Source organism: Roseateles sp. P1_C1_2, from assembly GCF_056406535.1.
In genome coordinates, this window is the sequence record NZ_JBFUAB010000019.1 from 1 (window position 1) to 25027 (window position 25027).

The 25027-nt window shown below is 68.6% G+C and carries 17 protein-coding genes; 9 read left to right on the forward strand and 8 right to left on the reverse strand.

The genetic code is table 11. The features are described 5' to 3' along the window. Positions 1 to 68: 68 nt before the first annotated feature. Positions 69 to 1064 (reverse strand): LacI family DNA-binding transcriptional regulator, encoded by a 996-nt coding sequence (locus AC1D2H_RS19135; protein WP_478012067.1) that lies wholly within the window; start codon positions 1062 to 1064, stop codon positions 69 to 71. A gap of 67 nt (positions 1065 to 1131) precedes the next feature. Here AC1D2H_RS19135 and AC1D2H_RS19140 point away from each other — a divergent pair, with 67 nt between their 5' ends. Genes AC1D2H_RS19140 through AC1D2H_RS19160 form a run of 5 tightly spaced genes read left to right on the forward strand, consistent with a single transcriptional unit; the run spans position 1132 to position 8126 of the window. Beyond that, on the forward strand, positions 1132 to 2934 hold the full coding sequence (locus AC1D2H_RS19140; RefSeq protein WP_478012068.1) for a hypothetical protein: 1803 nt from the start codon (positions 1132 to 1134) through the stop codon (positions 2932 to 2934). Between the two features lie 36 nt (positions 2935 to 2970). Next, positions 2971 to 5388 carry a TonB-dependent receptor gene (locus tag AC1D2H_RS19145; protein WP_478012069.1) on the forward strand — a complete coding sequence of 806 codons (2418 nt, stop codon included), beginning with the start codon at positions 2971 to 2973 and terminating at the stop codon, positions 5386 to 5388. 5 nt (positions 5389 to 5393) lie between these two features. Further along, complete coding sequence (gene kduD / locus AC1D2H_RS19150; RefSeq protein ID WP_478012070.1) at positions 5394 to 6155, forward strand: 2-dehydro-3-deoxy-D-gluconate 5-dehydrogenase KduD; 762 nt, start codon at positions 5394 to 5396, stop codon at positions 6153 to 6155. Then, positions 6112 to 6828, forward strand: coding sequence for an IclR family transcriptional regulator domain-containing protein (locus tag AC1D2H_RS19155; RefSeq protein ID WP_478012071.1), 717 nt, complete (start codon positions 6112 to 6114; stop codon positions 6826 to 6828). The genes kduD and AC1D2H_RS19155 overlap by 44 nt, the downstream gene beginning before the upstream one ends. Before the next feature lie 50 nt (positions 6829 to 6878). After that, positions 6879 to 8126, forward strand: coding sequence for an SGNH/GDSL hydrolase family protein (locus AC1D2H_RS19160; RefSeq protein ID WP_478012072.1), 1248 nt, complete (start codon positions 6879 to 6881; stop codon positions 8124 to 8126). Here AC1D2H_RS19160 and AC1D2H_RS19165 read toward each other — a convergent pair. From AC1D2H_RS19165 to AC1D2H_RS19175, 3 genes are read right to left on the reverse strand one after another with little or no spacing between them, the layout of a single operon-like run. Continuing rightward, positions 8113 to 8823, reverse strand: a complete 711-nt coding sequence (locus tag AC1D2H_RS19165) for a ribonuclease activity regulator RraA (RefSeq protein ID WP_478012073.1) — start codon at positions 8821 to 8823, stop codon at positions 8113 to 8115. The two genes, AC1D2H_RS19160 and AC1D2H_RS19165, sit on opposite strands and share 14 nt — an antisense overlap. Positions 8824 to 8830: 7 nt before the next feature. Further along, complete coding sequence (araD, locus tag AC1D2H_RS19170) at positions 8831 to 10558, reverse strand: L-arabinonate dehydratase (protein ID WP_478012074.1); 1728 nt, start codon at positions 10556 to 10558, stop codon at positions 8831 to 8833. Beyond that, the gene (locus AC1D2H_RS19175; RefSeq protein ID WP_478012075.1) at positions 10555 to 10692 is read right to left on the reverse strand and encodes a hypothetical protein; all 138 of its coding nucleotides are present in this window, start codon (positions 10690 to 10692) and stop codon (positions 10555 to 10557) included. Before AC1D2H_RS19175 ends, araD begins: the two co-directional genes overlap by 4 nt. 46 nt (positions 10693 to 10738) lie before the next feature. Between AC1D2H_RS19175 and galB the strand changes: the two genes are divergently transcribed. Further along, a complete protein-coding gene (galB, locus tag AC1D2H_RS19180) occupies positions 10739 to 13504 on the forward strand; it encodes a beta-galactosidase GalB (protein WP_478012076.1) in 2766 nt (921 codons plus the stop codon). Between the two features lie 190 nt (positions 13505 to 13694). Here galB and AC1D2H_RS19185 read toward each other — a convergent pair whose 3' ends face one another. From AC1D2H_RS19185 to AC1D2H_RS19200, 4 genes are all read right to left on the reverse strand, one after another. Next, the gene (locus AC1D2H_RS19185) at positions 13695 to 14222 is read right to left on the reverse strand and encodes a hypothetical protein (protein WP_478012077.1); all 528 of its coding nucleotides are present in this window, start codon (positions 14220 to 14222) and stop codon (positions 13695 to 13697) included. A gap of 99 nt (positions 14223 to 14321) precedes the next feature. Continuing rightward, complete coding sequence (locus tag AC1D2H_RS19190; protein ID WP_478012078.1) at positions 14322 to 14675, reverse strand: hypothetical protein; 354 nt, start codon at positions 14673 to 14675, stop codon at positions 14322 to 14324. 168 nt (positions 14676 to 14843) lie between these two features. Then, entirely contained in the window at positions 14844 to 15854 is a 1011-nt protein-coding gene (locus AC1D2H_RS19195; protein ID WP_478012079.1) for an aldose epimerase family protein, read from the reverse strand. Beyond that, on the reverse strand, positions 15851 to 17458 hold the full coding sequence (locus tag AC1D2H_RS19200) for a glycoside hydrolase family 43 protein (protein WP_478012080.1): 1608 nt from the start codon (positions 17456 to 17458) through the stop codon (positions 15851 to 15853). The genes AC1D2H_RS19195 and AC1D2H_RS19200 overlap by 4 nt, the downstream gene beginning before the upstream one ends. Before the next feature lie 166 nt (positions 17459 to 17624). Between AC1D2H_RS19200 and AC1D2H_RS19205 the strand changes: the two genes are divergently transcribed. The 3 genes from AC1D2H_RS19205 to AC1D2H_RS19215 are packed head-to-tail and all read left to right on the forward strand — an operon-like array spanning position 17625 to position 24979. Then, complete coding sequence (locus tag AC1D2H_RS19205) at positions 17625 to 21365, forward strand: glycosyl hydrolase family 8 (RefSeq protein WP_478012081.1); 3741 nt, start codon at positions 17625 to 17627, stop codon at positions 21363 to 21365. 40 nt (positions 21366 to 21405) lie between these two features. Next, positions 21406 to 24027: a glycoside hydrolase family 3 C-terminal domain-containing protein gene (locus AC1D2H_RS19210; protein WP_478012082.1), complete on the forward strand. Its 2622-nt coding sequence runs from the start codon at positions 21406 to 21408 to the stop codon at positions 24025 to 24027. A gap of 25 nt (positions 24028 to 24052) precedes the next feature. Then, on the forward strand, positions 24053 to 24979 hold the full coding sequence (locus AC1D2H_RS19215; RefSeq protein ID WP_478012083.1) for an alpha/beta hydrolase: 927 nt from the start codon (positions 24053 to 24055) through the stop codon (positions 24977 to 24979). Positions 24980 to 25027: the final 48 nt, after the last annotated feature.

The window sequence follows — 25027 nt, forward strand, 5'->3', positions numbered from 1 at the left end:
GCCTCCTCGCGCCTTGCCTGTGCCCCTGCCAGGCCCAACGCGGGCTACGCCCTTGGCCGCGCAGGCTCCTAGGCGGCGGCTCGGGTCGAGCCCCGCACGACGAGTCGCGGCGTCATGTCGTGGGCGCGCGCCGGTGCGGCCTCGCCGTCTATTGCCGCGATGAGGTCGCGCATGGCCCATTCGCCCAGCGCATCCGCATGCAGGTCGACGCTGGTCAGCGGCGGGCTCAGGAAGCGGCCGAAGGGCATGTTCTCGATGCCGGCCACCGACACGTCCTGCGGCACCGTCAGGCCCAGGTGCCGCGCCTCGGAAATCAGGCCCATCGCGATGAGGTCGTTGCAGGTCGCGATCGCCTGCGGCCGCTTCTGGCCGAGCAGCAGGCTGGATGCCAGCTTCGCACCATCTTCTGCCGTCGGGTTCACCACCTGATGCACGGCCAGCTCGACGCCGGCCGCCTGCAGCGAACGCTTCATGCCCAGCAGCCGCTCGGCGTTGCCGGGTTGGGCCTCGCAGGCGATGTAGGCGATGTCGCGGTGTCCCAGGCTCAGCAGATAGCGGCCCAGCATGGCCGCGGCCTGCTCGTCGCCGCTCGGCGCCTCCGAGGGTTCGCTGGCGCGGCCCAGATCCACGAAGGGCCGGCCATAGCTGGCCAGCAGCTTGCGCGCGGCAGCAGGCAGCGCGGCGGCCAGCACGATGCCGTCGACCTGCATGCCGGTCACGCGGGCCAGCTCGCGCTCGGGCGATTCGCTCTGCAGCAGGTCGACGAAGAGCAGGTCGTAGCCCAGGGCGGTGGCGGCGCGGCTGGCGCCCTTGATGACGGCGGCGGTGTAGGGGTTCTCGACGCCGTAGACCAGGGCCGCGATGGCGCCGGAACGGCCCGTGACCATGCTGCGTGCCGCCAGGTTGGAGCGGTAGCCGACCTGCTCGATGGCCTCGGCAATGCGGCTCTCGACGGCCGCCGTGAAGCGCTGCTTGCCGTTGACGTACTTGGAGACCGCTGCCGTCGACACCCCGGCCAGCTCGGCGACATCGCGCAGGGTGGCTGGAGACTTGGGCGGAGGCATGATGGGCTTGTGGGCGGCGCTGGATTGGCGCGGATTCTCTACCAAGGCCACAGCGATCGGAGCCGCCATGCGCACTGATCGCTACGAGCCGCCGCTCAAGGCCATGCCGCTGAACGCGCTGGTGCGCGGCCAGCTGCTGCCGCAACTCGCGGGCTACTTCGCGCTGCTGGCCGCGGACGGCGTCGACACGCGCTTCAACGGCGCGCCGGTGTTCGGCCAGGGCGATGTCTTCCTGCCCGGCAAGGTCGCCATAGGCCTGGCACACCTGCTGACGCTGACGCCGCGCGAGGATGCAGCGTTCCCCGGCTATGTCGCCGGCACGCGCCGCCTGATGGCGCTGCTCAGCGAGATGCGCAGCGACAGCTGGGGCATCTACTACGCGCTGATGGCGCTGAACCGCCTGCGCAAGGCCGGCCTGCTGGACGCCGCCGTCGATGCCGCGAGCCTGGTGCGCTTTCGTGAACGGCTGGACTGGCGTGTCTTCGTCGATGAGAAGACGCTGCGCCTGAAGGCCCTGCCGACCAACTACTACGGCGTCGCCTTCGGCATCGCGCGGCTGCGCATGCTGATGGGTTGGGAGGACGCCAGCGCCGGCGAGGCCCTGCTGGCCAAGACGCTGGATCACTACGAGCGCTACTCGGGCGAGTTCGGCTTCTCCGACGAGACCGAGGGCGAGGGCCGCTTCGACCGCTACAGCATCCTGCTCGCCGCGGAGTTCTGCGAGCGCTTCATCGAGACCGAGCTGCCCGTCACGCCGCGTCTCAAGAGCCTGCTGGCCCAGTCTGCCCAGCTGGCCCTGCAATGCGCCGGCTCAGGCGGCGACGGCTTCGGCTTCGGCCGCAGCATCGGCCCTTACGGCGACACGGGCGTCGTCGAGATCCTCGCCACCGCGGCGCGCCTGGGCGTGCTCGATGCGGAAGAGAGCCGCTATGCCTATGCCTTCTGCGTGCGCGCGGCGGCCAAGTACGTCGACTTCTGGTTCGACCCCGCGCTGAACTCGGTCAACCTGTGGAAGCACGGCCGCAGCACCGACGGCTACCGCGGCCCGCACCGCATGCTGGGCGAGAACTTCTCCATCATTCACCAGCTGCTGTCGACCTGCGAGCTGTGGGACGAGATCGGCATGGCCGACCAGGTACCGCCCGCGGACCTCGATGCCTGGCTGGAGCGGAGCCAGCCCGACTTCAAGCTGAACTGGTTCGCGCGCGGCAGCTACGAGCGCGCCCTGGTGACGCGGCGCGATCGCGGCCTCGTCTTCACCTTGCCGCTGATCAACGGCGGCGTGGGCCAGCACGACAACGCGCCCTACTACCCGATTCCCTTCTCGCCGCGACTCATCGAGGGCCGGCCCGAGAGCGGTGCCGCCCATGCTCAGCTGCTGCCGCGCCTGCTGCTGGCCGACGGCAGCACCTTGCTGCCGACCTCCTTCATCACCGACATCAAGAGCTGGCGCGATGGCGACGACCACGTCGTCAGCTACAGCCAGCCCGGGCTGAACCGCGTGGGCGCGCGCCAGCCCGTGCTCGACACCCGTGTGACGCTGACGACCGAGTACCGCTTCGGCCCCGGCCGCATCTGCCGCACCGACGTGCTGCGCCCCGCGGCATCGCTGGCCATCGCTTCGCTGAGCCTGGAGTTCGCCTGCTTCTCGTCAGGCGCCGGCACTCAAGGGTTAGTCGTGGACTTCGACGCCGGCGTCGTCGCCTGCTTCGAGGCCGAGGGCTATGAGCGCCTCGATGTGCAGGAGCCGCCCGCCAGCGCCCTGCGGGGCCTGACTAGCGGCCCGTCGCGCACGCATCTTCATTTCTCGGGAACAGCTCCGCAGAGGGCCGGCCCGCTTCAAGTCCGGTGGACGTTGATCTACCGCTAGCCCACCAAGCCATCAAATAAAACGGAGACAAGACAAATGAACGAGGTCACATCCAGGCGCGTGACGCCCATCGCCGCGGCGCTGCTGGCCCTGGCCGCGCAGTCGGCGCTGGCACAGCAGGCTGCCAAGCCCAAGGAAGAGGCGGCTCCCGACAGGAACCAGCTGGAGCGCGTCGAAGTCACCGCCAACAAGCGCGTGGAGAAGCTGGAGAGCGTGCCGCTGGCGATGTCGGTGTTCACTGCTGAGCGCCTGGAGCGCAGCAATGTGCGCTCGCTGGAGGACGTCATCGAGCTGACGCCGGCACTGAGCGTCACCTATGGCACGACGCCGGCCAACAACGGCCTGAACATGCGCGGCATCGGCACCTCGTCCATCGGCATCGGTGTCGAGTCCGATGTCTCGGTCATCATCGACGACATCCCCATGGGTGCCCAGTTCATGGCCTTCAAGGACCTGGCCGACGTGCAGCGCGTCGAGGTGCTGAAGGGGCCGCAGAGCACGCTGTTCGGCAAGAGCGCCATCGCCGGTGCGATGCTCATCACCACGAAGCCCATCGGCAGCGCCATCCGCGGCGATGCCAGCGCCTATGTGACCAACGACGGCGAGCAGCGGCTGCGCTTCTCGGTGGGCGGCGAGATCGCGCCCCGGCTGGGCATTCGCGTCGCGGCGGCCGCCAGCCAGTTCGACGGCAACCTCAACAACCTCAGCACCGGCAAGAAGGTCAACGGCAGCAGGGACCGCACGCTGATGATGAAGCTGGCCTGGCACCCGACCGACGACATCGACGTCGAGTTCACGCCGACCTACAACAAGACCCGCAACGACTGCTGCACCTTCGCGCTGACCAGCTTCGGCACCAACAACCAGCTGGCCGGCTACCAGAACGGCGTCGCGGCCTTGCCCGCCACGCTCTTGCTGGCCGGCATCACGCCCGGCCCCAACAACCGCGACATCCGCATGGATGCGCCGACCGGCATAGCGTCCGAGATCAAGGGTGCGGCCCTGCGCGTGAACTGGGCCCTGCCCAATGGCATGGCGCTGACCTCGATCACGTCGGCCCAGCGCTACACCGCCAACGACTACCGCGACCAGGACTTCACCGACGTCCACACGCTGCTGTCCTACCCCATCACGGCCGGCAAGTCCGTCGAGGGCCGGGACGCGGGCTATGTGCAGTACGGCACCTACGTCATCGACTCCAAGACGCAGGAGCTGCGCCTGACGTCGGCCGACCAGGGCAACTTCCGCTATGTGGCCGGCCTCTGGTGGGCCAGCAACGCCATCGACCGCTTCTTCAATCGCGGCTTCGACGGCATCGCGCTGTCCACGCCCATCGCCTATGTCGGCGACACCTCCAACCGCAACACCGCCATCTACGGCCAGGCCACCTGGGAGTTCCTGCCCGACACCACGCTGGTGGCCGGCCTGCGCCAGAATCGCCAGGTCTCGGGCTACTCCCTGACGCTGAGCAACCCGCTGCCGGCCGTCTTCACGCCGACGGCCACCTACTCCAGCCGCGGCAACAAGGAAGACTCGACGACCGGCAAGCTCAGTCTGCAGCGCCAGTTCACGCCCAGCCTGATGGGCTATGTGATGACGTCGACCGGCTACAAGGGCAAGGCCTATGACATCACCAGCGGCCTGACCGCTGCCACCGCCGCCCAGCAGCCGGTGGCGTCCGAATCGGCCAAGCACTATGAGCTGGGCTTGAAGGGCAACTTCTTCGCCAACCGGCTGACGGTCAACCTCGCCGTCTTCAACACCAAGTTCAAGGACTACCAGCAGAACTCCGGCAGCTTCCTGCCCGGCACGTCGACCTATGTGACGCGGCTGAACAGCATCGGTGGCGTGCAGACGCGCGGTGTGGAGCTGGACGTGGCGGCCCTCGTCACGCCCAACTTCATCGTCAACGCCGACGTGGCCTACACCAAGGCCACCGTGTCCGACTGGCCGAACGCGCCTTGCTACAACGTGGCAGGCTCGCCCAATGGCGGCTTCAACCTCGAGTGCGTGCGCGCCAACCCCATCTATGGCGGGCAGAACACCCAGGACGTGACGGGCGGCGTCATGCCCAATGCGCCGAAGTGGAAGCTGGGCATGTCCGGCCGCTACGACCTGGCGCTGCCGGATGCGCCGTTCAACGTTTTCTTCAGCGGCAATCTGCGCCGCCGCACCTCGGTGCTGACCAACATCAACCAGGACCCGACGCTGGCCTCCCCGGCCGTGACCATCGTCAACGTCGGCTTCGGCTTCAAGGACAAGGCCGGCAAATACCAGCTGGGCTTCTACGTCAACAACCTGTTCGACCACCACTACGCCAACACCGGCTACAGCGGCCTGGGCACCTGGCGCGTGAACCCGACCAACAGCGGCTCGTCGTATGCGCACACGACGTGGACGCCGGCCCGCGACGCCTTCAGCTACTCGGCGGTTCGCCTCGATGTGAAGTTCTGAACAACATGGGCAGCACAGCAGCATTCAGCCTGGAAGGGCGCACGGCCGTCATCAGCGGCTGCAACACCGGCCTCGGTCGGGCCATGGCCGTGGCGCTCGCCGAGGCCGGGGCCGACATCGTCGGCCTCAACCGCAGCGAAGCCGCCGGGCTGGGTGAGGAGATCGCCCGTTGCGGCCGGCGCTTCCTCGACCTGCGCGTGGACCTGGCCCACAGCCCTTCCGTCGAGCTGCTGGCCGCGGCCGCCGAGCTCACCGGCCGCGTCGACATCCTCGTCAACAACGCCGGCATCATCCGCCGCCGCGCGGCCCTGGAGTTCAGCGAGACGGACTGGGACGACGTCGTCGACGTCAACCTGCGCGCCGTCTTCCAGCTCAGCCAGGCGGCCGCGCGCCGCTTCATGAGCCAGGGCGGCGGCGGCAAGATCGTCAACATCGCGTCCATGCTGAGCTTCCAGGGCGGGCTGCGCGTGGCCTCCTACACGGCCAGCAAGAGCGGCGTGCTTGGCCTCACGCGGGCGCTGGCCAACGAATGGGCACCGCTGGGCATCAACGTCAATGCCATCGCGCCGGGCTATATGAGCACCAACAACACGGCCGAGCTGCGCGCCGACGAGGAACGCAACGAGGCCATCCTCGGCCGCATCCCGGCCGGCCGCTGGGGCAGGCCGGAGGACCTGGCCGGCGCCGTCGTCTTCCTGGCTTCGCGTGCGGCCGACTATGTGCATGGCCACACGCTGGCCGTCGACGGTGGCTGGCTGGCGCGGTGATGCCATGTCCAAGGATTCGGTCGCTGCCGTGCAGCAGGTGTTCGCGCTGCTGGAGGCCGTCGGCCACCACGGTGTGGCAACGCTGACCGAGCTGTCGGCACGCACCGGCCTCGCTCCGCATGTCGCACGGCGCCTGCTGCAGACCATCGCCGGCCTGGGCTATGTGGATGAGCTTGAAGGCAGCTGGGTGCTGAGCGCGCACACCTTCGAGCTTGGGGCGCGTGCCCTGCAACTGCCCGACCTTGTGGACGCTGCCAAGCCTGCCATGCGCGCCGTGGCCGAAGCCCTGGGCGAGGCCGTGCAGCTCGGCGCGCTGGAGCAAGGCGAGGTCGTCTGCCTGCACAAGATCGACTCCACCCAGGCCCTGGGTCTGAGCCTGTCCATCGGCCAGCGCCTGCCGCTGCATGGCTCGGCCATCGGCCGGGCCTTGCTGGCCTGGCGCGGCGATGACGAAGCGTTCGCGCACATCCGGCGGCGCGGCTTCAGCGAGCAGAACGCCTTGCAGGTGCACAGCATCGCCACGCCCATCTTCGACCGTGGCGGCCAGGCCATCGCCGGCCTGGCTGTACATGTGCCGGCGGTGCGCTTCAACGCGAGCACCACGGCGCAACTGGCGACACGGCTGCGCGCTGCCAGCGGCGCCATCTCCCAAGGTCTCGGCTGGGCGGCCTGAACTCGGGATCGCCCGGATGACATCAGGAATGGTTGCGATACCATTTTCGAATGAACAAATCCTTGATGGCAGGTCTGCTGGCCGTGGCCCTGATGCTGGCGGGCTGCGCCAGCGCGCCCCGCGGCGATGGACAGTGGCAGGCGGCCTGGGGCAGCGCCCAGTTGGAGCAGGCGCCGCCGCCCACTGCGCCAACCTTGTGGCGCCAGCCGATGCGCGACGTCAGCCTGCGCCAGATTATGCGCGTGGACGCCGCCGGCCCCGCGCTGCGCGTGCGCATCAGCAACCTGTTCGGCAACGAGCCGCTGAGCCTCGGCGCGGTCAGCGTGGCTCTGGTGGATGGGGTGGTGTTGAACGGTGCCAGTCTTCGCTCGCTGAGCTTTGGCGGCCGCCGCCAGATCGACGTGCCGGCGCATGCCGAGATCTGGAGCGACCCTCTCGAGTTCGCCATCCCGCGCCAGGCCGACATCGCCGTGCAGATGCATGTGCAAGCCGGCCCGGCGGTGGCTACCGTCCACCCGGGTTCGCGCATCCGCAGCTGGGCCGTCGAGGGCAACCGCGTGGGCCTGGCGGACTGGCCCGAGGCCGTCGCGCAGGAGGGCTGGTGGCATCTGGCTGCCGTCGATGTGCGCGCCGCCAAGCCCGCGCCCGTGCTCGTCGCGACGGGCGACTCCATCACCGACGGCTATGGCGTGCCCTCGGGCAGCTACCAGCGCTGGACGGACATGTTGTCGCGGCGCCTGGCCGCCGAGAAGCGCGAAGCCAGCGTCGTCAATACCGGCATCGGCGGTGGTCGCCTGCTGCGCGATGGCCTCGGCCCCAACCTCGTGTCGCGCTTCGAGCGCGATGTGCTGGCGCGCAGTGGCGCGACCCATGCCGTGGTGCTGATCGGCGTCAACGACTTCGGCATCAGCCACCGCGGCCGACCGACGACCGCCGAGTCGCGCGCCACCCTGCTGGCCGAGCTGAAGGCGGGCTTCACCGACTTGGCGCGACGTGCTCGCGCCCGCGGCGTCTGCTTGATCGCCTCGACCGTCATGCCCTACTCGGGCAGCGGCTATTACGCGCCCCAGGCCGAGAATGAGGCCGACCGCCAGGCGCTGAATGCCTGGCTGCGCGAGCCGGGCCGCTTCGATGCGCTGCTGGACTTCGACGCGCTGATGCGCGACCCGGCGCGACCGGCCTATCTGCGCGCCGAGGTCGACAACGACGGCCTGCACCCCTCGCTGGCCGGCTATCGCGTGATGGCCGAGGCCTTTCCGGTCGAGGTGCTGGAACGCCGCTGCGTCAGCGCCCCTTGAGCTGCCGCCAGGCCGCGAAATCCGCGGCCACGTCGGTGTCGGTCGGCGGGTAGAGGCCGAGCACGCTGCGGCCGCCCATGACCTTGTCCTGCACATAGTCCTCGAAGACGGTCATCTCGACGGCTTCGTCGGCGATCGCGTCGGCGATGTTCGCCGGGATGACGATGACGCCCTCGGCATCGCCGACGACGATGTCGCCGGGGAAGACCGGTGCGTCACCGCAGCCGATGGGCTCGTTGATGGCGATGGCCTGGTGCAGCGTCAGGTTGGTCGGCGCGCTGGGGCGCTGGTGGTAGGCCGGGAAGGCGTACTTGGCGATGTCCGGGCTGTCGCGAAAGCCGCCATCGGTGACGACACCGGCCACGCCGCGCACCATCAGCCGCGCCACCAGGATGCCGCCGGCCGAGGCCGCACGCGCATCCTTGCGGCTGTCGATGACGAGCACCGCGCCTTCGGGGCATTCCTCGACGGCCTTGCGCTGCGGGTGGGCGCGGTCCTTGAACACGCTGATGTCGTTCAGGTCCTCGCGAGCGGGCATATAGCGCAGCGTGTAGGCGGGGCCGACCATATTGGGCAGGCCGGGGTTGAGCGGCCTGACGTCCTGGATGAACTGACCGCGCAGGCCGCGCTTGAACAGGGCGGTGCACAGGGTGGCGGTGCTGACGCCCATCAGCTTCTTGCGGGTGTCGGGATTCATGACGGTCCTAGTAGATGACCGGTTCGGGCACCGGCGCGCCGAACTGGGTTTCCAGAAAATCGAAGTCGCAGCCTTCGTGGGCCTGCAGGATGTGGCGGCCGAACATCCAGCCATAGCCGCGTTCGTAGCGCGGCGGCGGCGGCGTCCAGGCGGCACGGCGGGCGGCCAGTTCTGCGTCGCTGACTTCGAGGTGGATGCTGCGCGCCGGCACGTCGACGGTGATGCGGTCGCCCGTCTTCACCAGCGCCAGCGGGCCGCCGATGAAGGCCTCGGGGCTGCAGTGCAGCAGGCAGCCGCCATAGCTGGTGCCGCTCATGCGCGCGTCGGACAGGCGCAGCATGTCCGTCACGCCGGCCTTGAGCAGCTTGGTGGGAATGGGCAGCATGCCCCACTCCGGCATGCCGGCGCCCTTGGGGCCGGCGTTGCGCAGCACCAGGATGTCGTCGCCCGTCACGTCGAGGTCGGGGTCTTCCACCGCGGCCTTGAGACTGGGGTAGTCGTCGAACACCAGCGCGCGGCCGGTGTGCTGCAGCAGGTGTGGCGCCACGGCGCTGGGCTTGATGACGACGCCGTCGGGTGCGAGGTTGCCGCGCAGCACGGCCAGCGCACCTTCGGCGTAGATGGGGTTGTGCAGCGGCCGGATCACGTCGTCGTTGAAGACCTCGGCGCCGGCGATGTTCTCGCTCAATGTGCGGCCATTGACCGTCATCGCCGACAGGTCCAGCTTGTCCCGCATGACGTTCATCAGCGCCGGCAGGCCGCCGGCGTAGAAAAAATCTTCCATCAGATAGGCATCGCCGCTGGGCCGGATGTTGGCGATGACGCCGACATGCCGGCTGGCCGCGTCGAAGTCATCCAGCGTGACAGGCAGGCCGGCGCGGCGGCTGATGGCGACGAGATGGATGATGGCATTGGTGCTGCAGCCCATGGCCATCGCAACGGCAATGGCGTTGGCAAAACTGCCGGCGCTGAGCAGCTTGGCCGGCGTCAGGTCCTCCCACACCATCTGCACGATGCGCCGACCGCATTCGGCCGACATGCGGATGTGGTTCGCATCGGGAGCGGGGATGCTGCTGGCACCCGGCAGCGTGAAGCCGAGCGCTTCCGAAATGCCCATCATGGTGGCCGCCGTGCCCATGGTCATGCAGGTGCCGTGGCTGCGCGCGATGCCGGCTTCCATCTCGGCCCAGGCCTGGTCACTGAGGCGCCCGGCACGGCGTTCATCCCAGTACTTGAAGGCGTCGGATCCTGAGCCCAGCACCTGGCCGCGCCAGTTGCCGCGCAGCATGGGGCCGGCCGGCAGATAGATGCAGGGCAGGCCCATGCTGATGGCGCCCATCAAGAGGCCCGGCGTGGTCTTGTCGCAGCCACCCATCAGCACGGCGCCGTCGACCGGATGGCTGCGCAGCAGCTCCTCGGTCTCCATCGCGAGGAAGTTGCGATAGAGCATGGACGTCGGCTTGACCATGCTTTCACTCAAGGAGATTGCCGGCAGCTCCAGCGGCCAGCCACCGGCCTGCAGGATGCCGCGCTTGACGTCCTCGACCCGCTGCTTGAAGTGGGTGTGGCACTGGTTGGCATCGCTCCAGGTGTTGACGATGGCGATGACGGGTTTGCCGATGAAATCCTCGGCCGCGTAGCCCATCTGCAACACGCGACTGCGATGGCCGAAGCTGCGGAAATCGTCCTTGGCGAACCAGCGCGCGCTGCGCAGGTCACCCACCTCTTTGCTCATGCTTGCCCTCGATGCTGGATCAGCCAACCCGGCGCATCTTGCAGCGCATCCGCCAGGGCGCGCAGCCCGACCGAGAGGTGGGCATGGACCGGGGCGGCCCTGGCCTGGGCTGCGGTGCTGTCGGTGAGATTCATGGGCCGGTCGCGATAGCTTCAATGGGAGCGCTATCATAAAACCATGATGGCCACGGGCGCTCAGCGTTTTCACCAGAAGGATGCGCATTCCGCACCAGCTTTGACCAGCCGCCTGGGCATCGTGCTGTTGGCGAGCTTGCTCTGCGTCCCCGCAGCAGCCCAGCGGCTTGTGCCCGACCGCTTGACCGAGCAACTGGCGCCGCGCGAGCGCATCGCGCTGGATACCGGCTGGCGGTTTCGGCGTGGCGACCCGGATGCCGCATCGGCCGCGCTGGTCTATGACCGCCGGCCCGAGGTGAAGCAGTCGGCCGATGGCCGGGTGGCCGACGCGCAGCCCGAGGTGGCGGCGCGAATCGAGCCGGGTGGCGATGCGGTGCTCAAGCCCTGGATACTGCCCAGCGGCAATGCCTTCATCCGCGACCCGGCGCGCCGCCACACGCGGCCGGCGGGCAACCCCGGCGGTGATCTGCCCATCATGCAGGCCGGCTTCGATGACAGCGGCTGGCGCGCCGTCGCGCTGCCGCATGACTGGGCCATCGAAGGCCCCTTTCTCGAGACGGGCCCGTTTGGCGGCATGGGCCGGCTGCAGACCTGGGGGCCGGTCTGGTACCGGAACAAGCTGAGTCTGCCGGCGAGCGACCGCGGGCGGGCCATCTTTCTCGATGTCGACGGCGCGATGGCCTATGCGACGGTCTGGCTCAACGGCCATCTCGTCGGGGGCTGGCCCTATGGCTACAACTCCTGGCGCTTGAACCTGACGCCGCATGCCGTGCCCGGCGGCGTGAACCAGCTCGTCATCCGCATGGACAACCCGCCTGAGTCGGCGCGCTGGTATCCAGGCGCGGGCCTGTATCGGCAGGTGTGGCTGACCAAGACGGATGCCGTGCATGTCGGCCATTGGGGCAGCGTCGTGCGCACGCCCGAGGTGTCGGCGACAAAGGCGACGGTCCAGCTCTCGCTGACCCTCGACAACGACGGCGACAAGCCAGTCCGCGTTGACGTGCTGACCGAGGTCTTCGCTCCTGACGGCCGGGTCGTGGCTCGTATCCCGCGCAAGGGTCTGACCCTGCCGGCACGTGGCCAGGCCAGCACCGTGGGCTCTGCTGTCATCCCCAGACCTCAGCTCTGGGGCCCGCCGCCTCGGCAGCACCCTCATCGTTACCTGGCGCGCACGACGCTGTCCCGCGGCGGCCGCGTGATCGACCGCTACGAAACGCGCTTTGGCATCCGCTCGGTGCGCTTCGATCCCGACACCGGCCTGCACGTCAACGGCCAGCCCGTTCGCCTGCAAGGCGTCAACCAGCACCACGACCTCGGCGCCCTGGGCGCCGCCTTCAATATGCGCGCCGCCGAGCGCCAGCTGGAGATCCTGCAGGCCATGGGCGCCAATGCCATCCGCCTGGCCCACAACCCGCCGGCACCCGAGTTGCTGGAGCTGACCGACCGCATGGGCCTGCTCGTCATTGACGAGATCTTCGACGCCTGGGAGCGCAGGAAGACGCCGCTGGACTTCCACCTGATCTTTCCGGACTGGCACGAGCCCGACCTGCGCGCCATGCTCAGGCGCGACCGCAACCACCCGTCGGTTGTCATGTGGAGCACCGGCAACGAAGTGGGCGAGCAGTACACGGGAGAGGCGGGTGCCGCCGTCGCACGGCAGCTGCAAGCCATCGCCCGCGAGGAAGACCCGACGCGGCCGACGACGACGGCGATGAACTTCGCCAAGGCCGACATGCCGCTGCCGGCCGAGGTCGATGCCATCGGCCTGAACTACCAGGGCGAGGGCATACGCCAGGACGCCGAGTTCGAGGGCACGGACCGCATCCGCACGCCGCCGCAATACCCGGCCTTCCATGCGCGCTTCCCGGGCAAGCTGGTCTTCAGCAGTGAGACCGCCTCGGCCTTCAGCAGCCGTGGCGTTTATCTCTTCCCGGTCACGCCGGCCCACAGCTCGATCACGCGCGATGGCCGCGGCGGCGACTCGGTGGCGCGGCAGGTCAGCGGCTACGAGCTGCATGCGGTGGACTTCGGCGCCTCGGCCGACAAGGTCTTCGCGGCGCTGGACCGCCACCCCTTCGTCGCCGGCGAGTTCGTTTGGACGGGCTTCGACTACCTCGGTGAGCCCACGCCGTACTACGACTCACGCAGCTCCTATTCGGGCATCGTCGACCTGGCCGGCTTCCCAAAGGACCGCTACTGGCTCTACCAGTCGCGCTGGCGGCCCGAGCTGTCGATGGCCCATCTGCTGCCGCACTGGACTTGGCCCGAGCGCGTCGGCCAGGTCACGCCGGTGCATGTCTTCACCAGCGGCGATGAGGGCGAGCTCTTCATCAACGGGCGCTCGCAGGGGCGGCGCAAGAAGGGCGCCTTCGAGTACCGGCTGCGCTGGGACGAGGTGGTCTATGAGCCGGGCGAGATCAAGATCGCGACCTGGCGCGGCGGCCAGCCCTGGGCGAGCGAGACGGTGCGCACGGCCGGCGAGCCTGCGCGGCTGCACCTGGGCGCCGACCGCACCACGTTGCGCGCCGACGGCCAGGACCTGTCCTTCATCACCGTGCGCATCGTCGACGCGGCCGGCCAGACCGTGCCCCGCGCCGCCCACCGCCTGCGCTTCAGCCTGCAGGGCCCGGGCGAGATCGTCGCCACCGACAACGGCGATGCGACAAGCTTCGAACCCTTCCCGTCCACCACGCGCCCCGCCTTCAGCGGCCAGGCGCTGGTCATCGTGAAGGCGACGGGCGCGGGCACGCTGACGGTGCGCGCGCAAGCCGAGGGGCTGGCCGGCGGGGAGCTGGTGCTGCGGGTGCGCTGAAGCTGCGAGGCCTGCGCCGGCGCAGACAAGGCATGAGCTTCATTGCGCCGGGTGCTTCAGTAAGGAGCGGCCGGAAAAATGAGCCGTTGAACGGCTGATTCAGGCTGGAAGCAGCCACCGACCCCTGCACACCGCGGGCCCACCGTAAATCGCCTTGCGCCCAATAGTGGTCATGCCGTCGGTACGGTAGTCAGGCGCCAGCGCGCTTTTCGATGCGATGCATCCAGAGCATGTGGATGTAAGACAAGACGGCAATAAGCGGCGCCCAGGTGCTCATGGGTAGCCTGAAGGCAGGAATGGCCACGAGCAGTGCCATCAGACCCAGTGCCGAGAAAAGGTGCAAAGCCGCCAGCGACCCGAGCACGCTGTCCGGGTTGCGCAACGGCTTGCCCGTACTGCTCTTCGCAAGTGTGGCGTTCCTGCGCACGCCGAGGCCGTAGGCTCGCCACGCCAGCCACACAGCAAGCAGCCAAAGGCAACAGTAGAGGCATAGCGGCACCCATCTCATCATGTCGGGCGGCGCGCGCATCAATAGAAAAGCACCCACGATGCTGATGGGCGCGAGCACTAGTGCGATCTTGAACGCCTTGCGCGTGCGCGCTTGGTCTTCGGCAGGCTGCGCCTTGAACTCCTTGGTCGACATCGCGAAGCGCATCACGGCATAGAGGAATGCATACACGAGCAAGCCGATGAACAAGGATGAGATCAGGGACGGCATATGAACATGACCATAGCGCTCAATTTAAAGAATAGCCTGGTCCCGCTCGCCGAATTCCGCATGGCAGCGCGTAGTGCCGCCTCAGGCTGGAAGCGGGCCTCAGCGTGAACGAAAGAGTCCGGCGCGACGGACTTGAATCGCTCCAAGCGCGCTGCGCACGATTTCGACGGCGTGCCGCAAGCGCTGCCGACTTCTCTCCTGCAGCACCTCATCGCTCATGCCGCTGCCAATGAACCGCAGAGCCGTCCATCCTTCGTCGGTGTACGGGGCGTCATTGACTATTGACCAGAACTCTCGATTTAGATCCGCGTGAGCGGACAGTAGCTTCAGCACCTCCTTGACATTGCCAATCGTGATGTTCGGCATCACGAAAAAGTCTACGAAGGAGTAGTCAGCACCAGATGGCGGGTACTGTTCAAAAGCATCTCGAATGGCCTGAAGCTCTTCGTCCATTGGGCAAATAGTTCAAGTGACGGCGCGGCGAATGCGCCACCCAGGCGGATATTTTGACTCGCCTTCACTATCCGCTTCCGCTGCAAAGCAGCATCCCAGCGAAACCTGCTCAAGTCTCCGACCCAGCCCCGCCACCTCCCTGCCACGCGCCTCCTGTTGGCCCCGCTCTCAGCCGACTTGGAACTCCACCCGCATCCACCGGGACAGCGGCTGTCCCGGGCGCACGATGCAGCCCTGCTGACGCCAGATCGGGTGATTGGGCGCATCCGGGAAGAACTGCGGCTCCAGCGCGATGCCGGCGTGGCGCTCGAAAGGCAGGCCATCGCGGCCGCGCGAGTTCTGCACGAAGTTGCCGCTGCAGACCTGCAGGCCGGGGTAGTCGGTGAAGAGTCGCATGGCCAGGCGCCCGTCGGTCGACGTCAGCCCGGCCGCAGCCAGCTCGCCGCGCGCGGCGGCGTCGTGGAGCACGAAGCAGTGGTCATAGCCGCTGCCGAACCGTTGCTGCTCGCCCTGGCCCAGGCCGTCGCCGATGCGGCGTGGCTGGCGCAGGTCGAACGGCGTGCCGTCCACCGCGGCGACCTCACCGGTCGGGATCATGTCGGCCCTCACCGGCAGCATCTGCGCGGCGGCGACATGCAGGCGGTGGTCAAGCACCGGAGCCGTGCCGCCGTCGAGATTGAAATACGGATGGCTGGTCAGGTTGACCGGGCATGGCGCCGTGGTGCAGGCGCCGAAGCGCAGCGTGACGGCTTGGTGCACCGGGTCGACGCGGTATTCGACGTCGACGCCGGCCGCACCCGGATAGCCCTGGTCGCCGTCCGGTGAATGCAGGGCCAGTCGCAGATGCAGGGGGCCCTGGTCGACGACGGTCCAGCTGCGGCGGTCGAAGCCCTCGGGGCCGCCGTGCAGCTGGTTGGCGCCTTCGTTCGGCACCAGGCGGTGTGTGCGTCCATCGATCGTGAAAGTCGAGCCACCGATGCGGTTGGCATAGCGACCGACTACGGCGCCGAAGAAGCCCGGCTCGCGCGCGTGATCCGCCAGCGTCGCGTGGCCCAGGATGGCCTCGCGCACGCTGCCGTCCGGCATGGGCACCAGACAGGACAGCCAGCGCGCGCCGTAGTTGCTGACTGCTATCTGCAGGCCGTCGGCCGTGCCGAGTCGGAAGACTTCGGCCTTCATTTCGGCAGGTAGTCGAAGCGTTCGAAGTCGGCCGTGCGAGCGCCGCCGCTGGTGTCGAAGGCCAGCATGCCGACGAAGGCGCCCGTGAAGCTGCCATGCTCGCCACGGCCGCCTTCGTCGGAGATGACGCTGGCGTCCAGCACCGGGCCGACCTTCTGCCAGCCCAGGCCCCAGTCGGCATGGAACTGCAGAGCCGCGCCGTCGATGTCGGCGGCCAGTCGCACCGGGCCGATGGCGGGCAGCGGCACGGCCTCGGTCAGCGGGAACTGCAGCCGGTTGTCCGGCCAATCGCCAGGGCAGGACAGCATGCTGAGCACGCGACCGACACCGTCCTGCCAGGTCACGACCAGGGCATGGAATTTGTGGCGGTTGTAGTAGTGGGTCAAGCCCGCCGCCTGCTGGTAGGTGTCGGGCGCGAAGCTGGCCACCACGGTCTCGGCGCGAAAGCTCGCATCCTCCTGGCGGCGCGCCACCAGGCTCTGCTCGAACCAGCTGCCGACCGACTCGCGGCCGGTCAGCCGCAGCGCCCCGCCGGTCAGCCTGAACAGGCGGTCAGGCTCGGGTGTGCGCAGCCACTGGAACTCGGGCGGCAGCGTCGGGCAGTCGACAAAGCTGCGTCGGATGGCCTGCCGTGGCGCGGGCTCGACGTCGGCGACCGGCGCCGGCACATCGACTGCCGGCACCATGCCGCCGTGTTCGAGATAGAGCCAGTCGTCATCGCCCCACACGCATTTCTGGATGGCCGTCTCGCGGCCGCGCGGCGAGCGCCGCGTGCCAGCCAGAGGCCGGCCGCAGAGGTGGGCGAGATAGGTGCTGCCGTCAAGCAGTTCGACGACCTGGCCATGGCCGGCGCGCTGCAGCGACGCCTCGGGCGCGTCCTTGCTGCTGACGACATGTTGATTGGGATGCGTCTCGTAGGGCCCGAGCAGATGGCGCGAGCGCGCCATCGTCACCGCGTGGCTGTAGCCGGTGCCGCCTTCGGCCGTGACGAGGTAGTACCAGCCCTTGCGCTTGAAGAGATGGGGCCCCTCGACGAGGCCGAGGGCGGTGCCTTTGTAGATATTGGTGACGGGGCCGACGAGCTTGCCGCTGGCGGCATTCCATTCCTGCAGCAGGACGCCGTCGAAGGCCGGCGCCTTGGGCTGGCCCCCGATGGAGCCGGTGCGGTGGTTCCAGAGCATGTTGACGAAGTACTTGCGGCCATCGTCGTCGTGGAACAGCGAAGGGTCGAAGCCCGAAGAGTTCACATACACCGGGTCGCTCCACGGCCCCTCGATGCGGGGTGCCGTGACGATGTAGTTGTGCGCATCCTTGAAGTTGCCTTCGAAGCGCTTGACGTCGGTATAGACCAGCCAGAACTGGCCATCGGCGTACGACAGGCAGGGCGCCCACACGCCACACGAGTCGGGGTTGCCGCGCAGGTCGAGCTGGCTCTTGCGGTTCAGCGGGCGGCACGCCAGCGTCCAGTTGACGAGGTCGCGCGAATGGTGGATCTGCACGCCCGGGTACCACTCGAAGGTGGAGGTCGCGATGTAGAAGTCGTCGCCGACGCGGCAGAACGAAGGGTCCGGGTTGAAGCCGGGCAGCACGGGATTGCGGATCATGGGCGCAGCACTGAGGAGCGGGTCAACCCCTGCATCCAAGCAAAAAGATTGCGCTACCATAAATCAAAACAAAGCAATTCGCACTCAGGGCAAACCTTCCTGATTGCGTAACCATTCAAATGACAGGAAAGGCGCCCTTGCGCGCCCGACCCGGAGACATTCGGACATGAACTCGCTATGCATGGCCTGGCTGGCCGCGGTGGTGGTCACGGCATTCGGCGCCACGCCTGCGAGCGCCTGCGAGGCGCCTGTCTCCACCTGCTCCCGCGACCCCGGCCGTGGCCTGGCCCTGGTGAAGGCCGGCCAGCCGGCGGCCGTCTATGTGGACGCCGGAGCGGACCCGGCGCTCAAGCACGCCAGCCGCAATTTCGCGGCCGACCTCGGGCGTGTGTCGGGCCAGCCGGCGGCGCTGCTGAACCGCATTGACGATGCGCGCGGCGAGGTCGTCGTCATCGCCGAGCTGGGTCGCAGCGCCGTGCTCGATGACCTCGTGGCCCGCCGCAAGCTGCTGCTCGACGACCTCAAGGGCCAGTGGGAGGCTTACCGCCAGGTCGTCGTCGAACAGCCCTGGCCAGGCGTTGCACGCGCCCTCGTGATTGCCGGCGCGGACCGGCGCGGCGCCGTCTTTGGCACCTATGACCTGTCTGCCCGCATCGGCGTCAGCCCCTGGGCCTGGTGGGCCGATGTGCCGGTGCAGAAGCAGGCCAATGTCTATCTCGCCGCCGGCGCGCGCAGCGATCGGCCGGGCGTCAAGTACCGCGGCATCTTCATCAACGACGAGGCGCCGGCCCTCTCCACCTGGGCGCAAGCCAAGTTCGGCGGCACCAACGCGGCCTTCTATGAACATGTCTTCGAGTTGATCCTGCGCCTGCGCGGCAACTACCTGTGGCCGGCCATGTGGCAGCCGCGTGCTTTCGGTGCCGACGACCCGAAGAACTTGGCCCTGGCCGACGAGATGGGTGTCGTCATGGGCACCTCCCATCACGAACCCATGATGCGGGCCCACGACGAGTGGACTCGCTTCAAGGGTGGCCGCTGGGACTACGCGAAGAACGGCGAGAAGCTGCGCGAGTTCTGGCGCGGGGGCGCCCAGCGCATGATGGGCCGGCCCGATGGCGGCGCCTTCGACAGTCTCGTCACCGTCGGCATGCGTGGCGACGGCGACGAAGCCATGAGCGAGGGCACGGCCATCGGCCTGCTCGAAGGCATCGTCAAGGACCAGCGCCAGATCCTGGCCGACGTGACGCGCCAGCCCGCCGACAGGACGCCGCAGATGTGGGCCCTCTACAAGGAGGTGCAGGACTACTACGACAAGGGCATGCAGGTGCCCGACGACGTGCTGCTGCTGTTCTGCGACGACAACTGGGGCCAGATCCGCCGCCTGCCGACGCAGGACCTGAAGCGCAAGGGAGGCTACGGCGTCTACTACCACTTCGACTACGTCGGCGGGCCGCGCAACTACAAGTGGCTCAACACCAACCAGATCGAGAAGACCTGGCAGCAGATGAACCTCGCGCACGAGCGCGGCGCGGATGCGCTGTGGATCGTCAACGTCGGCGACATCAAGCCGATGGAGTTTCCGATCAGCTTCTTCCTCGACATGGCCTGGTCGCCCAAGGCCATGACGCCGGCGGCGTTGGCCACCTACCCGAAAGACTGGGCAGCGCAGACCTTCGGCGCAGCCAACGCGGCCGAGATCGGCGAGCTGGTCACGCGCTACAGCCAGTACGCGGCGCGGCGCAAGCCCGAGCTGATCGATGCGGGCAGCTTCCCGCTTGGCGGCGCTTCGGCCGACACGCTGGACGGCGGCGACTTTGGGCGGCGCGTCGCCGAGTGGACCGCTTTGGAGGCGCGAGTCGCCAGCATCAAGGCCGGGCTGCGGGCCGACCAGCTCGACGCCTACTTCCAGCTCGTCGAGCACCCGGTGCTGGCGATGGCCAACCTCTACCGCCTGCACTATGCAACGGCCTGGAACCGCAAGCTGGCCGCCGCCGGCGATGCGCGGGCCAATGTCTTCGCCGACCGCGCCGAGGCCGCGTTCGCGCGGGACGAGGCGATTGCCGACCAGTACCACGCCATTGCCGGCGGCAAATGGGCCGGCATGATGCTGCAGACCCATATCGGCTACACGAGCTGGCAGCAGCCGGACAAGAACGTCATGCCGACCGTGAAGCGTGTGGCAGGTAGCGCCGATGCGACCGAGGTGCAGCGCCAGCTGGAACGTGCCACGGCCGCAGCCTCGAACGCGATCACGATCGAAGCGCCGCGCTTCAGCCGTGCCGTCAATGGCCAGGGGCTGACCTGGACCGCGATTCCCAACCTCGGCCAAAGCCTGGGCGCCGTGACGACGCTGCCGCAAGGCCGCACGGCGACGACGCTGGGCGATGGCGTGCGGCTGGAGTACGACGTCGACACCACCTACAGCGGCGACATGCTGCTGAGCCTGCACATGGTGCCGACGCTGGACACGCGCAACGCCGGCGGCATCCGCCTGGCCGTGGCCATCGACGACCTGGCGCCTCAGGAACTCAAGCTCGACCTGGTGCCCACGCCGGGTGCCGAGCTGAGCCGCCAGGAGAAGGACTGGGCCCGGGCCGTCAAGGACAACAGTTTTGTTCTCAGCGCGCGCTTCACCAGCCTGCAGCCCGGCCGCCATGTCATCAAGGTCTGGCGCCTGGATGACAACGCGGTGCTGCACAAGCTGGTGCTGGCGCCGTTGGCCTCGGTCACCGTCCCGCCGCGCGGTGCGGCCATCACCGGCAACTACCGCAACCTGCTGCGCGAGATTCGCCCCGACATCAGCGAGGCCAACATCGACGCCAAGTTGGCCGGCTATTGGAAGTCGCTCTTTGAAGGCGATGCCGAGCACCGCGTCGTCTACCCCGCCGCCGCGACGCCCGACGGCCCGGCCGCCTATGTGCTGGACGTCAACAACGCCGATGTGCGCAGCGAGGGCATGTCCTACGGGATGATGATTGCCGTGCAGATGGGCCGCAAGGCCGAGTTCGACGCGCTGTGGAACTGGGCCGCGACGCATATGCGCTACCGCACCGGCCCGCGCGCCGGCTATTTCCGCTGGCAGTGCCAGCCCAAGGGCTGCGACAAGGACGCCGTGCCGGCCTCCGATGGCGAGGAGTATTTCGCGACCGCGCTGCTGATGGCGGCTTCGCGCTGGGGCAATGGCGCTGGCCTCTACGACTACAACGCCCAGGCCCAGGCCCTGCTCAGCACCATGCTGCACAAGGAGGCCCTGAACGGCGGTGTCGTGGCCGGCGTGCGGTCCATGTTTTCGCCCGACCGCGGCCAGGTCGTCTTCGTGCCGATTGGCGAGGCGGCTGACTTCAGCGATCCGTCCTATCACCTGCCGGCCTTCTACGAGATCTGGGCTCGTCGCGCCGACAAGCCGGAGGACCGCAAGCGCTGGGCCGAGATCGCCGACATCAGCCGCGCCTATTTCTCCGTCGCGGCCCATCCCAAGACCGGCCTCACGCCCGACTACGCCGAGTTCGATGGCCGCCCGCACAAGCACGAGGGTCACGAGGACTTCCGCTATGACGCCTTCCGCACGGCGGTGAACTGGAGCGTCGACCAGGCCTGGTGGGACAAGAACCCGGAAGCTGCGGGCCTGAGCCGCCGGCTGCTGGGCTTCTTCGCGTCACAGGGTCAGGGCGGCAAGCCCTATCCCCATCTCTACACGCTGGACGGCAAGCCGCTGAACCCCGAAGCGTCCACGGGCCTGATGGCCAGCAATGCCGTCGCGTCCCTGCTCGTCGACAAGTCGCTGGCCGAGCGCTTCGTCAACGACCTGTGGGCGCTGGAGGCGCCCGGTGGCCAATGGCGCTACTACGACGGCCTGCTGCAGTTCATGGCCATGCTGCATGTGACGGGGCGGTTCCGGGCCTGGTGAGGACGGCGGCCGTCGCGCGAGAACAAATCTGGAGACACACATGAAGATGCTTTCCGCCACCTGCCTCGCCTGGGGCCTGGCATTCATGGGGCCGGCCACGGCCTCGCCGCAGAGTGACGCTGAAGCCAAGGCCCGCCAGATCGTGTCGCAGCTGACGCTCGACGAGAAGACGGAGCAGTTGCTCAACGGCGCGCCCGCCATTCCGCGCCTCAACATCCCGGCCTACAACTGGTGGACGGAGTCGCTGCATGGCGCCTTCGGTCCCGGCGCGACGACCAACTTCCCGCAGCCCGTCGGGCTGGCCGCCAGCTTCGACGACCACCTGATGCAGGACGTCGCGGCGACCATCAGCACCGAGGTGAGGGCCGTCTACGCAATGGGGCGTGGCAAGGACAACCCGAACCGCATCGGCGGTTCGCTGGACACCTGGTCGCCCAACATCAACATCTTCCGCGACCCGCGCTGGGGCCGGGGCCAGGAGACCTATGGCGAGGACCCCTTCCTGACCGGCACGCTGGCCAAGGCCTTCGTGCGCGGCATGCAGGGGCCGGATGCCCAACGGCCCCAGGTGATCGCCAGCCCCAAGCACTTCGCGGTGCACAGCGGCCCGGAATCGACGCGCCACTCGGTGGACGTGTGGGTCTCGGCGCAGGACCTGGAGGACACCTATCTGCCGGCCTTCCGCGCGGCCATCGTCGACGCCCAGGCCGGCTCCATCATGTGCGCCTACAACCGCGTCAACGGCGAGCCGGCCTGCGCCAGCCAGAGTCTGCTGGTGAAAACGCTGCGGCAGGACTGGAAGTTCAACGGCTATGTGGTGTCGGACTGCGATGCGGTGATCGACATCAGCGCCCACCACAAATACGCCGTCGACGCCGCCGCCGGGGCGGCTGCGGCGCTGAAGGCCGGCATGGACAACGAGTGCAATGGCGCGACCCTGTCGCACACGCCGGGCCTGGGCGAGCGCTACAAGCAGGCGCTGCAGCGCGGCTACCTCCGCGAAGCCGACATCGACAACGCGCTGGTGCGCCTGTTCTCGGCGCGGCTGCGCAATGGCGACCTGCCGGGCCTGGGGGAGCGCAGCTTCCCCGCGGCCGAGACCATCAACTCGGCGGGGCACCGCGCCCTGGCGCTGCGGGCCGCGGTCGAGAGCCTGGTGCTGCTGAAGAACGACGGCGTGCTGCCGCTGCCGGCCACGGCCCGCATCGCCGTCGTCGGCCCGCTGGCGGATGCGCGCCGCGTCATGCGCGGCAACTATTCGTCGGGCCAGACCGGGCCGACGCAGACGGTCTTCGAGGCCTTGAGCCAGCAGTTCACGGCGGCCCAGGTCCAGCTCCTGCCCTTCGGCCCTTCCATCACCGACGGCGACCCGGTGCCGTCCAGCGCCTTCATCGCGCCCGACGGCAGCCCCGGGCTGCGCGCCAGCTACTTCAACCTGGAGGCCGGCTCTTCGAGGGAGAGGGGCAAGCGCCGCTTCCAGGCCAAGGCCTTTGCGAGCCACGGCGTGGCGCAGCTCGAATCGCACGCGCGGGACTTTGCCGAAGCCGGCGAGGTGACACGCGTCGTCTGGACGGGTTTCCTGGTCGCGCCCGAAAGCGGCAGCTACCGGCTCGGCGTGGCGGGCATCAAGGGTCAGCTGCGCATCGGCGGGCGCGACCTCAGCTTGGCGAAGCGCCCGACGCAGTGGGCCGAGCCGGTCGCCCTGGCGCAGGTCGAGCTGAAAAAGGGCGAGCGCGTCGCGCTGCGCTTCGAGGCCGAATCGGGCGGCGGCGCGCCGCCCGGCATGGTCTGGAAGCGCGTTTCGCGCCAGCCGCTGGCGGAGCTGCGCGCGGGCGTGGCGAATGCCGACGTGGTCGTGGCCGTCGTGGGCCTGACGTCGGACCTCGAGGGCGAGGAGATGCCGGTCAAGATCGACGGCTTCCAGGGCGGTGACCGCACCAAGCTCGACCTGCCCGCCGACCAGCGCGCCTACCTGCAGGCCGCCGCCGCACTCGGCAAGCCGCTGGTGGTGCTGAACCTCAGCGGCAGCGCCATCGACCTGTCCTGGGCCAAGGCCCACGCGGCAGCCATCCTGCAAGCCTGGTATCCGGGCGAAGGCGGCGGCCAGGCCATCGCCCAGGTGCTGGGCGGTGCGGCCAACCCGGCCGGGCGCCTGCCGGTGAGCTTCTATCGCAGCGCAGCCGACTTGCCGCCCTTCGACGACTACCGCATGGCCGGCCGCACCTACCGCTTCTTCGGTGGCGAGGTGGTTTATCCCTTCGGCCATGGGCTGAGTTATTCGAACTTCCGCTACGAGCCCGCCACCGTCGAGGTGCAGGAGGACGGCCTGCAGACCCGCCTGCTGGTGCGCACGGCCGTCATCAACACCAGCGCCCGCGACGGTGACGAGGTCGCCCAGCTCTATCTGCTGCCACCCCGTTTCGAGGGTGGCCCGCGCCTGGCGCTGCGCGGTTTCCAGCGCCTGCACCTGAAGGCCGGCGAGCGGCGCGAGCTGAGCTACCGGCTGGATGCGCGCGACCTCAGCTTCGTGGACCGTGACGGCCTGCGCCAGCTCATGCCGGGCAGCTACCGACTCAGCGTGGGCGGCGGCCAGCCCGGCACGGCTGCACCGTCGACGAGCGCCGAGTTCTCACTCAAGCAACAGGTTCAGCTGCCGCGCTGAACGCCCCCAACGGAGTCACAGACCCATGCCATCGCTGCCTTCCACCCTGCTGTCCCTGTCCTTCTCCCTGCTGCTGGCTGTCACCACCGGCGCACGCGCCCAGGACGGGCGCATCCACCCCCTGCAGGCGCCGCCCGAGCCCGAGGCCATCGTGCTCGGCACCGGCGGCGTCGACAAGCAGCCCGCCGCCGAAGGCTGGTTCCGCCAGTGGGGCGAGCCCATGGTGCGCAACGTCAGCACCGCCACGCTCACGCCCTTCCTGCCGGCGCCGGGAAAGGCCACGGGGACGGCCGTCATCGTGACGCCGGGCGGGGGCTTTCGCTGGCTGTCCATCAACAACGAGGGCTGGAAGGTGGCCAAGGCCCTGGCCGACCGGGGCGTGGCGGCCTTCGTGCTCAAGTACCGCCTGATTCCAACGCCGGACACGCTCCAGGGCCTGGAGGACTCGATGAACCGGATGTTCTCAGCCATCGGTACCGGCAGCACGCCGCCGCCGCTGAATCCCGACCTCTCCAACCAGCTCGCCGATGCCGAGGCCGCCTACGCCCTCATCCTGTCACGGGCCAAGGCCTGGGGTGTCGACCCCGGTCGGCTGGGCATGGTCGGCTTCTCGGCCGGCGCCGGCCTGACCATGCACGCCACCCTGCACTCCAAGACCATGAAGCTGGCCTTCATCGCCCCGATCTACGGCGGCATGGGCCCGGTCGATGTGCCCAAGGATGCGCCGCCGATGTTCAGCGCCATCGCCAGCGACGACTTCCTGTTCCGTGGCCAGTTCGGCGTCGTCAAGTCCTGGTTCGATGCCGGTCGGCCGGTCGAGTTCCATCTCTACCAGAACGGCGGCCATGGCTTCGGCCTGGGCTACCCGGGCAACACCGCCAATGGCTGGTTTCCGGTGTTCATGCACTGGTTGGATGTGAACGGCCTGCTCGCGGCCAAGGTCGCGCCGTAGCAGAGAAGCTCGGCTGGCGGCTGCCGCTCTCAGCGCCAGACCCATGGC